This window comes from Comamonas thiooxydans, assembly GCF_000964545.1.
Lineage (GTDB): Bacteria > Pseudomonadota > Gammaproteobacteria > Burkholderiales > Burkholderiaceae_C > Comamonas > Comamonas thiooxydans.
The window spans coordinates 1-14,810 of record NZ_BBVD01000031.1 but is presented as its reverse complement, the minus strand read 5'-3'; the positions used below and the strand labels follow the sequence as shown (position 1 = coordinate 14,810).

Sequence of the window (14,810 nt, the reverse complement as noted above, 5' to 3'; positions counted from 1 at the left end):
AGGGGCCGGAACGAAAAACCTCTTCTGTCAGACCGTCTCGAATGAGCCAATACACATTCCCGCAAAGAGTACTGCTGAAGCCCATGGTTCTTTATAAGAAAAATCTGATTTCCCGCAGAAAGTTGCCGTAAAAAGCGTGTCTATCTGCTCCCAAGTGGAGGCATCGACGGCATCTGCTAGGGCGCTGTCGCACAACAAGACCCTCTCATCAATGCAGCAACGCCGCAAGAATAAAGAGATATCGCTGCCAATGGTATTAACCACTCCAGAGAAATTCATCACCCGCAAAAAATAGCATTATTAAAAACATTATTCATCAATTAAAAATTAACTTACAAGATATGTCATTTATTTAAAATCATTTAATTATCAATCAATATTAACAATATCTAAAAATAAGCATTTTCACTGAAAACACAATATAAATTCTTTTTGAATAATTTCAAAACCCCAAAAAAAATGGCATCGAAATATTCACATCTGCACCGGTTATAAAAATCAATTTCTATCTCTCTCAGATCTGCTGTCTTCATGGTAGATGCCTCGACCACCATTACCCACGGAAGATAAAAATTCCGTATCCGATTCAACTGTGCTCTTTTTTTTTCGCATTAACTGATCTCTTGCCTGGAGCAATTATTTCAATACATTGATTAGCGTCAATTCAGAGAACTGCGCAATGCGCTATGGACCATGGAGGCTCTAATGACTGCCAAACGAGAAGTACCGGGTATCCGCAAATATGACGCTCCTGCAGGCGGATGGGGAGCCTTAAAAGCAACAGCGCTAGCTGTACACCAGCAAATGGACGCCGTAGAGGCTCCTATTGTGTTGATGCGCACCAACCAGCCCACGGGCTTCGACTGCCCCGGTTGCGCCTGGCCAGACAAGGAGCACCGCTCAACTTTCCAGTTTTGCGAGAACGGCGCGAAGGCCGTCACCTGGGAAGCGACCAGCAAGCGGGTGACACCTGAATTCTTCGACCAGCACACTGTGACAGAGCTGCTCAAGCTCAGCGATTACGAACTCGAGAATTTCGGCCGTCTCACGCACCCGATGACCTATAACCCGGCCAAAGACAAGTTCGAGGAGGTAAGTTGGGATACCGCTTTTGAACGGATAGGCCAAGTGCTGCGAGGACTAAGTACGCCAGATCAGGCTGAGTTCTATACATCGGGCCGTGCCTCAAATGAGGCTGCCTACCTATTCCAACTCTTTGCGCGCGAGTTCGGCACCAACAACTTTCCCGATTGCTCCAACATGTGCCATGAAGCCACCAGCGTTGGGCTGCCACAGTCCATTGGCATTGGCAAGGGCACGGTCTCGCTAGATGACTTCGAAAAAACCGAGCTCATTATTTCGATGGGCCACAACCCTGGAACAAACCACCCGCGCATGATGGGAACCTTGCACGAGGCCGCACGTCGTGGCGTACCCATCATTGTGTTCAATCCACTGCGCGAACGGGCGCTGGAGCGTTTTGCAGACCCTCAGAACATGATCGAGATGGCCACGTTCAGTTCGACGGCAATTGCATCAACATACTTTCAAGTCAAGGCTGGTGGCGATGCAGCTGCGCTTAAAGGAATCATGAAGGCATTGCTGGAATTGGAAGCAAGCCAAGGCAACGTCATCGACCAAGACTTTATTGCCGAGCACACAGAAAACTTTGATGCACTGGTCGCGGACTTGACCGAAACAAAATGGGAGCTGATTGAAAAGGAGTCGGGCCTCACACAATCTCAGCTTGAACAGGTCGCGGAAGCCTACGCAAAGTCAAACTCGACGATCATCACCTACGGCATGGGCCTCACTCAGCACAACACCGGCACCTGGAACGTGCGCCTGATCGCCGACTTGCTGCTGATGCGAGGCAATTTTGGCAAGCCTGGCGCAGGCATCTGCCCATTACGTGGACACTCCAACGTGCAGGGAAACCGCACAGTTGGCATCACAGAGAAACCGTCCGAAGAGTTCCTCGGCAAACTCGAGGAAGTCTTTGGCTTCCAACCTCCCCGAGAACATGGGCATGACGCCGTCAAGACCATGCAAGCCATGGTCAGCGGGCATTCAAAGGTATTGATTTGCTTGGGTGGTAATTTCGCGGTTGCCATGCCTGATCCCATACAGGCATATCCCGCGATGAAGCAGCTTGACCTCAGCGTTCATCTCGGCACAAAGCTCAACCGCTCCCATCTACTCGTGGGAAAAGAAACTTTCATCTTCCCTGTGATCGGTCGAACCGAGCTGGATGTACAAGCCAGTGGTGGTCAAGCCATCACGGTGGAAGACTCGATGTCGATGGTGCACGCGTCAGCCGGCAAGCTCCGCCCAGCCTCTCAGTTCCTGCGCTCCGAGCCTGCCATAGTGGCCGGCATGGCTGCAGCCACACTCCCGGACAGCAAGGTGGAGTGGCAGAGGCTAGTGGATGATTACGACCGGATCCGCGACTTGATAGAGCGCACCATTCCTGGCTTCGATGACTACAACGAGCGCATCCGCGTCCCAGGCGGCTTTCGTATGCCCTTGCCTCCGACCGAGCGCAAATGGCCGACCCCTTCGGGCAAAGCCATGTTCTCGGTTTTTCCAGGGGTGCGTGAAAACTATCTCCCCTGGGACGACGACGTGCTTCGCCTTATCACGATCCGCAGTCATGACCAGTACAACACCACCATCTACGGCCTCGATGACCGCTATCGAGGCGTCTTTGGGCGGCGTGATGTGCTGTTCATGAATCCAGCTGACATGGCCGCACGTGGCCTCGAGCACGGCGATCTCGTGGAAATCGAAACCATCTCCAAGGATCGCTCACTGCGACTAGGTGGAATTACGGTGATCGAGTATGGCATCGCGCCAGGATCAGTTGCTGCCTACTACCCGGAGGCTAACGTGCTGGTCCCATTGGACTACATCGATGAAGAGTGCGGAACGCCTTCCTACAAGTCGATTCCCGTACGAGTCCTTCGCCAGGAACAGGCACAAGCAGCCTGAGCAGGCTGGAATTAAGTTGAGAACTGCAGTCCTTCCTGAGCGAAGGACTCGGGATGATTTTGCCCTGCATAAGTCAGGAGACCCACCATGGAAATGTTTGACGCCCTTCTGTTGGCCCGACTTCAGTTTGCGTTTACTGTTGCCGTTCACATTATTTTTCCCGCAATCAGTATTGGATTAGCCAGTTTTCTGGCGGTCCTTGAGTGGCGCTGGCTGGCCAACGGAAACCGTGTCTACCAAGACATGTTTTTCTTCTGGTCGAAGATCTTCGCAATCAATTTCGGCTTGGGAGTGGTCTCAGGTGTCGTGATGGCCTATGAGTTCGGAACGAACTGGGGTGGCTTCTCGCGCTTTGCCGGCAATATCACCGGGCCGCTCCTGACCTATGAAGTACTCACGGCATTTTTCCTAGAAGCAGGCTTCTTGGGAATCATGCTGTTTGGTTGGCGGCGTGTGAGTCCACGAGCACACTTCTTCGCCACGCTGATGGTCGCTGTTGGCACTCTGATCTCCACCTTCTGGATTCTGTCGTCGAACAGCTTCATGCATACACCACAAGGTTATGCCATTCGCGACGGCCGGCTGGTGCCTGTTGACTGGTGGTTGGTTATCTTCAATCCATCATTTCCCTATCGCCTTGCACATATGACCATCGCGGCTTTCATCGTTGCCGCATTGATCGTGGTGGCCTGTGGGGCATGGCATCTGCTGCGTGGCCGTCGTGATGATCCCGTCAAACGCAGTTTTTCGATGGGGCTTTGGATCTTGTTGGCGCTCGTCCCTCTTCAAATTCTTGTAGGCGATGCACATGGCCTCAATACACGAGAGCACCAGCCAGCAAAAATAGCTGCAATTGAGGGCCTGTGGGAAACCGAAAAAGGCGGCACCTCACTGAACCTCTTCGGCATACCCGACATGCAAGCAGAGGAAACGAAGTACGCCCTCAAGGTACCTCATCTGGGCAGCCTCATCCTCACTCATTCATGGGATGGAGAAATCCGCGGTCTCAAGGAATTCCCACGTGAAGACAGGCCGAACTCACTCATCGTTTTCTGGTCGTTCCGTGTCATGGCAGGGCTGGGAACGCTGATGCTTCTGATGGCCGTGCTGGGGGCAGCACTACGCCGTGGTGGACGCCTGTATGAGTCGAAGGCCTTCCAGCGCTTCACATTCTGCATGGGCCCCTCAGGCTTGATCGCCTTGATCGCTGGCTGGGTCACGACCGAAGTGGGCCGCCAACCCTGGACAGTTTATGGCCTGTTGCGCACTGTCGACTCCGTGTCGCCCATCAGTAGCCAGCAGGTGGGCGTTTCCTTGTTGATCCTGGTGGTCGTGTATTTCCTGGTCTTTGGAGTGGGCGTGTATTACATGCTCAAGCTGATGGCTCAAGGGCCACAACCACATGTGGAGCACCTTGACGCTTCCGTGCGCCCAAGCTTGAGCAACCGCGACCAATTCCAGTCCTTCAACTGATCTGGAGCCACATCATGATTGATTTACCCATTGTCTGGGCCGCCATCATTGGCCTGGGTGTTTTCCTTTACGTGGTGCTCGACGGTTTCGACCTCGGCATCGGACTGCTGTTTCCCTTTTTCGAAAAAAAGGAAGAACGACAGGTCATGCTCAACACCGTCGCTCCAGTTTGGGATGGCAATGAGACTTTTCTTGTGCTGGGCGGAGCAGGCCTGTATGGCGCCTTTCCGATCGCCTATTCGGTCTTGCTGCCTGCCAACTACCTGCCATTGATCATGATGGTAGTCGGTTTGCTGTTCCGTGGAGCAGCTTTCGAGCTGCGCTCCAAGGCACGCCGCACCCAACATGCCTGGGACCTCGCCTTCATGGGCGGCTCAGCAATGGCAGCGTTTTGTCAGGGCGTGGTGCTAGGGTCTTTGCTGCAAGGAACCCGCGTCGTTGATGAGCAGTTCGCAGGAGGCCCGTTCGACTGGCTCTCGTCATTCAGTATCTTTTGCGGATTGGGCGTACTCGTGACCTACGCCACACTGGGCTGCGGCTGGCTGATTTACAAGACCGACGGTGAGTTGCAGCGTCGCATGCGCGTTCTCATGCGCCCGCTCGTCGTCGTATTGCTTGTTGTGATGGCGATAGTCAGCATCTGGACGGTTCTCGGCCTTCCTGCGGTGGCAAATCGCTGGCTCGGAAGTGGAATGCTGGGGTGGTTCCTACCAGTTCCAGTGCTTGTCATTGCTTGTACTGCAGGAATTTTCATCTCCATAAAGCGCAGTCATGAGGCACGTCCTTTTCTGTTCACTCTGGCGCTGTGCTTTCTGGGCTACACCGGCTTGATCATCAGCATCTGGCCCAACATCGTTCCTCCGTCACTGAGCATTTGGGCCGCCTCGTCTAGCCCGGAAAGCCAAATATTTGCGCTGGTTGGAACTCTGATCGTGCTGCCCATCATCCTGATCTACAACGCGATGCAGTATCGAGTGTTCCGCGGCAAAGTTCGCCATGGCGATGCTGGATACCACTAAGGATTTTGGAGTCAATGCGCCATGATCGTTCGCCCACCACAAAGCTGGCTGAGGTTGCTGTTCGTCTGGGATCGCTCGGTGCTGCAGTCCATCGTCCCTCAGTTGGCCTTCATCGGTACGGTCAGCTGCGTGGCGGTACTGACGCATGGGCGTATTTTTGGCGAAAAAATTCCGCTAAATACGACGCTGCTGACCTTGTTCGGACTGACTTTGGCGATCTTCCTTAGCTTTCGGAACACGGCCAGCTACGACAGATTCAAAGAGGCGCGCTATTTATGGGGCAACCTTTTGATTGCAGCGCGTCAGTTCACATCGCAGACTCTTTGCTACATCCAAGATCGCGATCAAGTAATCCAGGTAAGCAACCTGCTTTTTGCAGCGGTCTATGCACTCAAGCATGAGCTCAGAAAAACGGATCCATCGGAAGACCTGCGCCGCTTCCTTGACCCGGAGCAGTTCGAAAAACTTTCTGTCAAGGTTTACAAACCCAGCGATCTTCTACACGTGATACGTGCACGCCTGGTTCGACTAAATGCGGCTAAAGAAGTCTCGGACACTCAATTCTGGACATTGGATGCTCAGCTCGTCGAGATGGGCAAAGCTGTTGGAGGGTGCGAGCGCATTGCGTCTACACCAATCCCCTTTGCCTACAGCGTGCTTCTGCACCGCACCGTCTACACGTACTGCATTTTGCTGCCATTCGGTCTGGTCGATGCCACGGAGCTGTTCACCCCATTACTGTGCCTTTTTCTCTCCTACACCCTGATCGCATTGGAGGCGATTGCAGGTGAAGTGGCGGAACCCTTTGGCCTGGCTCCGAACGCTTTAGCCCTAGATGCTCTGGCTCGCAATATTGAGCGCTCCGTATGTGAATTGTGTGAGCTTCCATTACCGGAACCAGTCAAGCCTCATCGGGCGTATCAGATAACTTGAACTGCACTCCTGCTCCGGCAACCAACAGTCATTCCACCGAGATGAATGCGTGATGAATGCCTGGCGCAACTTGCAAATTTATGGAGGCGTCATGAATACCCCAATGCTACGAGCACCGACAAACAAAGCAGCCACCGCAGTGACTGATGCGGCAGGACGTCCGCTGCACGATCTGCGTCTATCAGTGATAGACCAATGCAACTTTCGCTGCACGTATTGCATGCCTCGCGAAACATTTGGCTCTGACTACCAATTTCTCCCTGCTGACCAACGACTATCCCTCGATGAGATGTTCTCTCTCGCGGAGGCATTTACCGAGCTGGGCATTAAAAAAATCCGGCTGACTGGTGGTGAGCCTTTGTTGCGGCGCGGGATCGAATCACTGATCGAGCGACTAGCTGGATTAAGAACCCTGGATGGTCAACCCATGGAAATTGCACTCACCACAAACGGCGTGCTTCTTTCCGAAAAGGCCCGTGCTCTGCGTGATGCAGGACTCAATCGCGTGACTGTCAGTCTAGATGCGCTCAACGACACCATCTTTCGTCGGATGAGCGACGCAAACATGCCTGTTGCACGTGTCCTGGAAGGTATTGCTGCAGCAAGTGCTGCGGGGCTAGCGCCTGTGAAGGTCAATATGGTGGTCGAGAGGGGCGTGAACGATAGCCAGATCCTGCCGCTGGTGCAATTCTTCAAGGGAACCGGCATCACGCTGCGGTTTATCGAATATATGGACGTAGGAGGAGCATCCGCATGGGCGACAGACAGAGTCGTAACGGCACAAGAAATACGGGCCATCGTGGAGTCCAGATATCCACTTGAGCCATGCAACCAAGGACAGATTAATGGAACCTCCACGAATTTTCAGCATACAGATGGCGGAGGAGAACTGGGCTTCATTGCCAGCGTCTCCCAGCCATTTTGTGGAGACTGCTCCAGAGCACGAGTTTCTTCGGATGGTCAGCTCTATACCTGTCTTTTTGCGACGCAGGGGCTCGACCTGAAACCATGGCTGAAGAACGCCGACAAGGCCGAGAGTTTGCCGGACGTTTTGCGCAAACACTGGAGCTCACGTGACGATCGGTACTCAGAGCTTCGATCAAAACGAGCATCCGGTACACGCGCCTACCCGATTGTTCGCATGTCATTGGTCGGAGGATAAATATGTCTCGAATTCAAATCTGGGTACGCCGACTGTCACAACATCAGTCCGTATGGTTCGTCCTGCTGTGGATCGCTGGTGTAGCCGGCATGGCGTTGCTCGCCTTGCCATTTCACCTACTGGTGATGGCAGCGAAGTCATGAAGAGCGGCAAGGCAGCTTCTCAGCGCATGCAATTGGAGACGATCTTGCTGATGGTCATCAACGCTTGTTCAATTTCACGCGACCATGGACTGCTGTAATTGAGTCGTATGAAGTTTTTATAGCTATTCGTGACCGAGAACATATAGCCAGGTCCGAGGGTGATGTTGCACTCAAGAGCCCGCTGATAGAGGTCCATGCTATCAATCGACGGAGGCAGCTCCACCCAGAGTACGTAGCCGCCTTCCGGATTTGAAGTTCGAGTTCCTTCAGGAAAGAAGCGATTCACTGCGTGGCGCATCAGGCTGGCTTGCTGGGCGTATGTCTTGCGAATGCGCCTGAGGCGGTGATCATAGCCATCGCGCTCCAGGTACTTAGCTATAGCCACCTGGGGGATGGATGCCGTGGTCAACGTATTAAGAAATTTCAGCTTCTCGACCTGGTCACGATAGCGCCCAGGTAAGGCCCAACCAATTCGATAAACCGAGGTAAGAGTCTTGGAAAACGAAGAACAGTGCAGAACCAGACCCTCGGTATCAAATGCCTTGAGCGTACTGGGCGGCTTGTCTCCATAGTAGAGCTCGTTGTACACGCCGTTCTCGATAATGGGCATGTCGAGCTCGGTTGCCAGACGAACCAGCGCTTGCTTCCGCTCGTCAGGCATTCGATAGCCAAGCGGATTCTGAAAATTGGGCATCACCATACATGCGGCGATGGGCAACTCCCGAGCGAGCTGACCCAGTATGTCGACATTGATGCCTTGAACCGGGTCCGTTGGAATTTCCACTACCTTCATGCCCATGCGTTCAATCGCATGCAGCATTGCATAGAAGGTTGGGCTCTCCACCGCGATCAAGTCACCAGGCTTAGCCACGGCTTGCAGGCACAAGTTGATTGCTTCAGTTGCGCCAACAGTAATGATGGCCTCGGTCGGGTCAACAACCAGACCTTGCTCCAAATGTCGACGAACAATCTGCCTCAACAGATGAGGGTGACCGGGAGGCAGAGCATTCTTGAGCTCTCTCAGAGACGCATCTTTTCCCGCCGCAAATGCGTAGCGACTGAGCTTGTCAAAAGGAAAATCTCCCGGGTCTGGGTAGGGTGAGCCCAATGGAACTGCATTGCCCTCAGAGATCGTTCGCAACGTGGACAGAACAAGCCTGCTGACATCAACTGAAGCCGAGATTGCAATTGGCTTGGGGCGCTCGAGAGCTTCGGGAATTGTTGTCCCCGAGCCGTGGCGCAGGCTCACGAAAAAACCTGACTGGGGACGGCTCGTGATGAGCCCACGACTCTCAAGCAGCAAATAGGCTCTCAAAACCGTGGTGATGCTGACTTGGCGCAGCTTGCTGGTTTCTCGCACGGACTTGAGACGATCTCCTTCGCGATAGACACCTTTGTGAATCTGCTGCTCTATATCCTTTGCTAGCTTCTCATAGAGCTTCATAGGCTACCTTGAGGTCGTGGGGCATTCGCACTTGCATTGACGCAAAGCCGGCGAATATATCGCGCAACTGTGCTCTTGGATTTGAGCTAATTGTGTGTACTCCTCAGGTCCTACACCAGTGGCATTCTTCTAACCCGCGAAGTAAGAAAAGTGCGCCTACCACCCCTCTTCTGCCGTGCAAGAGGTTCACTGAGCCTGACCTTAAAGCGGCCTTCCCCAACAACAACTGTTCACATGCCTTGAAGCGCTGGACTACACCCTCCAGCAGCTCCTGCTGAGCTCTCGGCGCCACAAGCAAGCCGTCCGAGATCAAGACTGTATGCATGCAGTCTTGGCAACTTGCTCAGAACGCAACCCACAGTCTTATGTTTATTGAACTCGTTAAGAGCATCGCTCTACTGCTGGCGATGTGTTACTTATATGGCCTCGGTGATCGCCTGCATCAACCCATCGCAAAAAAGACCTTCTCCGGGCTGCTTTTTGGAGGAATTTGCGTTGTCGGCATGCATACCCCTCTGGTGCTAGGGCCTGGCGTAGTTATCGACGCTCGCTCGGTAGTACTTGGCATGGCAGGACTCTTCGGCGGCCCCTTTGTGGCAGGTGTCGCGGCAACCATGGCCTCTGTCGCTCGTGTATGGATTGGTGGCGTTGGAGTACCAGTCGGTGTCTCAGTCATTGTTTTGTGCACTGCAATGGGACTCATCTACCGCCGAGTTCACAACGAAGCTCTGCTCAATGTGACACCGCTTAACTTGGCAGGCTTTGGACTATTTATACATTTGGCGTCAGTAGTTGTTCTGCAGTTTCTGCCTCAAGAAACTGCTCAAAACTTCAATAAACACTTGGCTGCGCTCTATGTCATTACATTCACCATGGCCACGATCCTTTTTGGACTGCTGCTTCGTGACCTAGAAATCCACCTTTCGGCCCAGCGATCCCTTAAGGAAACCGCGGCACGCCTAAATGCAATTACTCACGCGATCCCTGATGTGCTATTGATATTGGATGAGCAAGGGCGTTATATCGAAGTCATCACGCCGGAAAATACTCCGTCAATGACTGTGTCTGCTCAGATAATTGGCAAACGCATGCATGATGTCATACCCACTCCACAAGCAGACCGCCTGCTGACATTGATTCGTGACACGCTGGTATCTGGTCACATGCACTGTGTCGAATATGAAATTCAGACTAGCCGAGGAAGCCGTCATTTTGAGGGACGCACTCAACCTCTTGGCATTTTGGTCAATGGTTTTAGTACTGTGATCTTCCTCGCACGCGACATCACCGAGCGAAAGCAATCAGAAACGGCGTTGCGTGAATCAGAACTACGCTTCCGATCACTGCTACGTCATGTTCCATCAATCTCTGTGCAAGGATATCGGGATGATGGAACCACAACCTACTGGAACAAGGCTTCAGAACGGCTTTATGGATACTTAGAGCAAGAGGCTCTAGGACGAAATATGCTGGATTTGATCATCCCCACCTCTATGCATGAAGTGGTACGCCAGAACATGCAGCAGATTTTCTCATTCGGACAACCAATCCCTTCTGGGGAGTTTCAATTACAGCATAAAGATGGATCACGAGTTGACGTGTTCTCAAGCCATACGTTAATTGAAGTTCCAGGACAGCCATCGGAGATTTTCTGCATCGATATTGATATAACCAGAAGCAAGGCTGCAGAGAATGAGGCCCGGTATCTGGCATTTTATGATGCGCTCACTGGCCTTCCAAATCGACGTCTGCTAATGGAGCGACTTCAGCAAGCTATCGTCAACAACACAGAGTCAGGACATTCATTAGCCGTGATGTTTGTGGACCTGGACAACTTCAAGACACTCAACGACACACGGGGACATGCGGTGGGTGATTTACTGCTGCAGCACGTAGCCGAGCGTTTGCGCAATGGTGTGCGAGAGCAGGACATCGTGGCTCGTCTTGGTGGCGATGAGTTCGTTGTAATTCTCGAAGACCTCACCGGCAACGCAATTGAAGCTGCAGCCGATGTTCGTCAGCTTGGGGAGACCATCCTTGCACAGCTACGCCAGCCTTACTCTCTTGCCAAGCAGAATCATTATTTCTCTGCCAGCATCGGTGCTTCGATACTTGATGATCCCAAAGTATCTCCAGATGAGGTACTTCAGCAAGCCGACATGGCTATGTATCGTGCAAAAGATAAAGGGCGCAATACCTTGTGCTTTTTCAATCCGGAAATGCAACAGGCCATGAATCGACGAGCACTATTAGAGACTGAATTGCATAACGGTTTACGAGAAAGACAATTCAGACTTCTTTATCAGGCGCAGGTTGATAGAGATGGACATGTCATCGGGGCTGAAGTTCTCGTACGCTGGCATCATCCCACCCACGGCCTTGTGGCCCCATCGGAGTTCATTCCAGTCGCAGAAGAATTCGGCCTGATTTTGTCTCTCGGCAACTGGATCATGGAAGAGGCATTGCATCAGCAGGCTCGTTGGCGTCTGGACCCGCAACTTCGGACGTTGAACTTGTCGATCAATGTCAGCTCTCGACAGTTGCTACATGAAAATTTCATCCCTCAAACTATCGCTTTGCTGGAAAACACAGGGGCCGATCCCAAGCGCATAAAACTAGAAATAACAGAGAGCTTTTTGCTGCAAAGCGTAGATGGAGCTGCGACAACCATGAGCGCGCTTCAAGCCTATGGTCTTGAGTTTTCCCTGGATGATTTTGGCACTGGCTACTCCTCGCTGAGCTATCTCAAACGATTACCACTGTTCGAAATAAAGATCGACCAAGATTTTGTACGCGGAATACTGCAAGATGCCAATGATGCGCTGATTGCTCAATCCATCATTAAGCTGGCAATAAGTCTAGGATTGCACGTAATAGCAGAAGGCGTGGAGACCAGTGAACACTATCTAGCCTTGCTCGACTATGGCTGCCCTGCCTTTCAAGGGTATTTTTTTGCACGGCCCATGGCACTGCAAGACTTTGAACTTCATGTTGCAGCAAGCAACGCGAAGCATGTGTGCTGATCCCGGTTGAGTTGACCACCTGTGCCGGTTGCTGTTGACCAGTCTGCTGGTCGTGAACGGCTGAGTTCAGCCAAAAGCGGACTGCAAAACGAAGGACAAGCGGCCACATAAAGCACCTTACATCTCATCCGACTGGCAACCGCACGGTGACATTTTCCTCGATACGCTCATTTTGAAAATGACTCATACCGCAGGCAACACGCGTAACGCTTCGTGTTCAGGGCTCGCTCACGTTACCCCAACATCAGGTGCAATTTGCTCTCCCTCCCTTGAAGCCAGTGAGGATTTCGCTGGCGATCAACTCCTTGACTGGTAGCTGCCGCAAAGCATTGAGCGCGCCAACAAGGGCCGAGAGCTGTGAGCTCGATATGTGCACTGGCTCATGGAACGCATTTCGTTTCATTTAGCCACTGTTAGCCAAATTTCATGCACTAAAGTCGCCCGTTTAGCTAATTATCGAGAGTCAACTGAGGGTCGATCTGAGCTGGTGCAACCAGCTAGAAGCACTCACACCCTACCCTTGCCGCGCCTCGATTCATATTGATCCAAGTGAAAAAATTCATTGAACCCTTCATTGGGGGTTACCGCATGAAAGCGTTTATCCCATTCTGCATTGCCTCGCTGTGCTCCGTAGTATCTGCTCAAACCAGCGTGCCCTCGGGCCGCATAGTCCCGACTCCGATCTACGGCGTCACCGTGGACGATGTGAGCAGGCTTGGCGACATCACGCGCAGCCTATCGTCGCTGGCCTACCGGCCAACCACGCGCATCGTCTTCGATGAGTTCGTGAACCCGGACTACTACCGCAAGCCAGCAGTGGAAATCTCCAAAGTTTCCTATGTGATGGGTGAGATATTGGACTCGTACTACGTCAAGCAGTACAGCGTGGATGCGTACATACAGCGGACTAATCAATACCTCAATGCGTTGTCGGATGTAGTGGATATTTGGGAAGTAGCCAACGAGGTCAACGGCGAGTGGCTGGGGGCCAATGCCGATGTGGTGGCGAAGATGACCAACGCCTACAACATCGTGAAGGCACAGAACAAAACGGCCGCGATCACGCTCTACTACAACCAGGGCTGCTGGTCTCAAGCCTCCAATGAAATGTTCAAGTGGGCCGAGACCAATGTCCCTGCCTACATGAAGCAGGGTCTGGATTACGTCTGGATTTCCTACTATGAGGATGACTGCAATGGACTCAAGCCCAACTGGCAGCAGGTGTTCGACAAGCTGCGCGTGATGTTCCCCAATTCCAAGATCGGGTTTGGGGAAGTGGGTACCTCACGCAAAACCAAGAAGGCCGAGTACCTGACCCGCTATTACACGATGAAGATCACTACCCCGAATTACGTGGGCGGTCATTTCTGGTGGTACTTCAGGCAGGACATGGTGCCCGTCACCAAGGAGCTGTGGACTACCCTGAATGCGGCGATCAAGGCGGAGCCCCGGTAGGTCAGTGAAGCATCCTCGTTTTCCTGCGCCGCCTAAAAGCAGAGGCTGGGGAAACGTTTGACACGATACGCGGCCGGAGGAATCCGGCCTGGCGATTCATGTGGGCGCTGGTGCTTGTAGCGATGCAGCCAGCCCACGGTCATTGAGCGCACTTCCCGCAACGATTCAAAGACATGGCAGTCGAGCACCTCGGCTCTGCTGGTTCGGTTGAAATGGATGTACCGGCAACATTGATCATCTGTACCAAATGCTCGCTATCAATGCGCCGACAGCTTCGATCAGGGATTCACTGAGAAGATGATCATCCCTGGCTACCGAGGTCGCTCCCTGGCAGGCTCCTTTCGGCCAGGAGCAGCCGTCCTGCGCGTCGCCGCGAGCGGACGGTCCAGGCTGGTATCAGCCTTTCAAGTACAAAATGCCAATGACTGCAGTTGCCAAATGCTGTCATTGCACCAAGGCTTCCGGGAGGCCTGATCTACACCTCAAAGCTACCACTCGCGTCTGAAGCATTCCGAGTATCCACTTTTGCATGCGTTGAAGTAGAGCTATCGAATACGAAGGGATTTTCCTAGTTCTGCGCTGATACCCAAGGATCAGCATGGATGCTCGAAAGTCCCATCGGATTCGACTGGAGAATGCCATGACTGAGCTGACCGATGGGCCCATCGTGCGAGTGGGCGTTGATCTTTCCAAGCGGTTCTACCAAGTGCACTCGGTAGATCAGTGGGGCCACCTGGTACTGGCTAAATCCCTATCTCCCGAGCGCTTTTATGCATGGTGCGCCATTAAGCGCGTCGGCCATACCAATCAGCTTAATGAGCGCATCTTGATCCGAGTTGTTGAACCTGATCTGGTCCTTGTAACACCCAAAAAAGGGCTCGCCCTTCCATTCGATTAAATGGGGTCGCTTTGCTTCACCCTCAAGCTTCATTTCGATGTAGTCCATTGACCAGGTTAGCTCGGCGTCAGATAAGAGCAACGCATCAACATCTTCCTTGGTGACTGGGGCGTCGGCGGCATCCAACCAATTGCTAGTTCTAACCAAGTGCAAGTCGTAAGCCATGACGGTACGCTCTCTAGAGCTGCTGTGTCATGGATTGACGGTTAGGTTGTACTTTGGGCGACCGACGAGGTCGGCTGGCTAAAAAATCGCCCAGGCTCACTGCA

The 14,810-nt window shown here is 52.7% G+C and carries 10 protein-coding genes; 8 read left to right on the top strand and 2 right to left on the bottom strand.

Features of this window, described 5'->3' with window-relative positions; all coding sequences use genetic code 11:
• Positions 1–705: 705 nt before the first annotated feature.
• The 5 genes from Cth01_RS23810 (at position 706) to moaA (ending at position 7,578) form a co-directional block, all read left to right on the top strand.
• Positions 706–2,991 (top strand): FdhF/YdeP family oxidoreductase, encoded by a 2,286-nt coding sequence (locus tag Cth01_RS23810; RefSeq protein ID WP_034406447.1) that lies wholly within the window; start codon positions 706–708, stop codon positions 2,989–2,991.
• Between the two features lie 87 nt (positions 2,992–3,078).
• Complete coding sequence (locus Cth01_RS23805; RefSeq protein ID WP_045840606.1) at positions 3,079–4,464, top strand: cytochrome ubiquinol oxidase subunit I; 1,386 nt, start codon at positions 3,079–3,081, stop codon at positions 4,462–4,464.
• Between the two features lie 11 nt (positions 4,465–4,475).
• A complete protein-coding gene (gene cydB, locus Cth01_RS23800; RefSeq protein ID WP_034406433.1) occupies positions 4,476–5,483 on the top strand; it encodes a cytochrome d ubiquinol oxidase subunit II in 1,008 nt (335 codons plus the stop codon).
• 21 nt (positions 5,484–5,504) lie between these two features.
• Positions 5,505–6,416 carry a bestrophin family protein gene (locus tag Cth01_RS23795; protein WP_045840605.1) on the top strand — a complete coding sequence of 304 codons (912 nt, stop codon included), beginning with the start codon at positions 5,505–5,507 and terminating at the stop codon, positions 6,414–6,416.
• 91 nt (positions 6,417–6,507) lie between these two features.
• Entirely contained in the window at positions 6,508–7,578 is a 1,071-nt protein-coding gene (moaA, locus tag Cth01_RS23790; protein ID WP_034356372.1) for a GTP 3',8-cyclase MoaA, read from the top strand.
• Between the two features lie 162 nt (positions 7,579–7,740).
• Here moaA and Cth01_RS23785 read toward each other — a convergent pair whose 3' ends face one another.
• Positions 7,741–9,165 (bottom strand): aminotransferase-like domain-containing protein, encoded by a 1,425-nt coding sequence (locus Cth01_RS23785; protein ID WP_034356375.1) that lies wholly within the window; start codon positions 9,163–9,165, stop codon positions 7,741–7,743.
• Between the two features lie 323 nt (positions 9,166–9,488).
• Between Cth01_RS23785 and Cth01_RS23780 the strand changes: the two genes are divergently transcribed.
• Both Cth01_RS23780 and Cth01_RS23775 read left to right on the top strand, forming a co-directional pair.
• A complete protein-coding gene (locus Cth01_RS23780) occupies positions 9,489–12,188 on the top strand; it encodes an EAL domain-containing protein (RefSeq protein ID WP_233425273.1) in 2,700 nt (899 codons plus the stop codon).
• A gap of 588 nt (positions 12,189–12,776) precedes the next feature.
• Positions 12,777–13,643, top strand: coding sequence for a hypothetical protein (locus Cth01_RS23775; protein WP_034390044.1), 867 nt, complete (start codon positions 12,777–12,779; stop codon positions 13,641–13,643).
• Positions 13,644–13,675: 32 nt separating this feature from the next.
• On the opposite strand, the gene Cth01_RS24535 is transcribed toward Cth01_RS23775, so the two are convergent.
• Entirely contained in the window at positions 13,676–13,861 is a 186-nt protein-coding gene (locus Cth01_RS24535; protein ID WP_082085718.1) for an integrase core domain-containing protein, read from the bottom strand.
• 422 nt (positions 13,862–14,283) lie between these two features.
• Between Cth01_RS24535 and Cth01_RS23765 the strand changes: the two genes are divergently transcribed.
• Complete coding sequence (locus Cth01_RS23765; RefSeq protein ID WP_139032144.1) at positions 14,284–14,541, top strand: hypothetical protein; 258 nt, start codon at positions 14,284–14,286, stop codon at positions 14,539–14,541.
• Positions 14,542–14,810 lie beyond the last annotated feature (269 nt).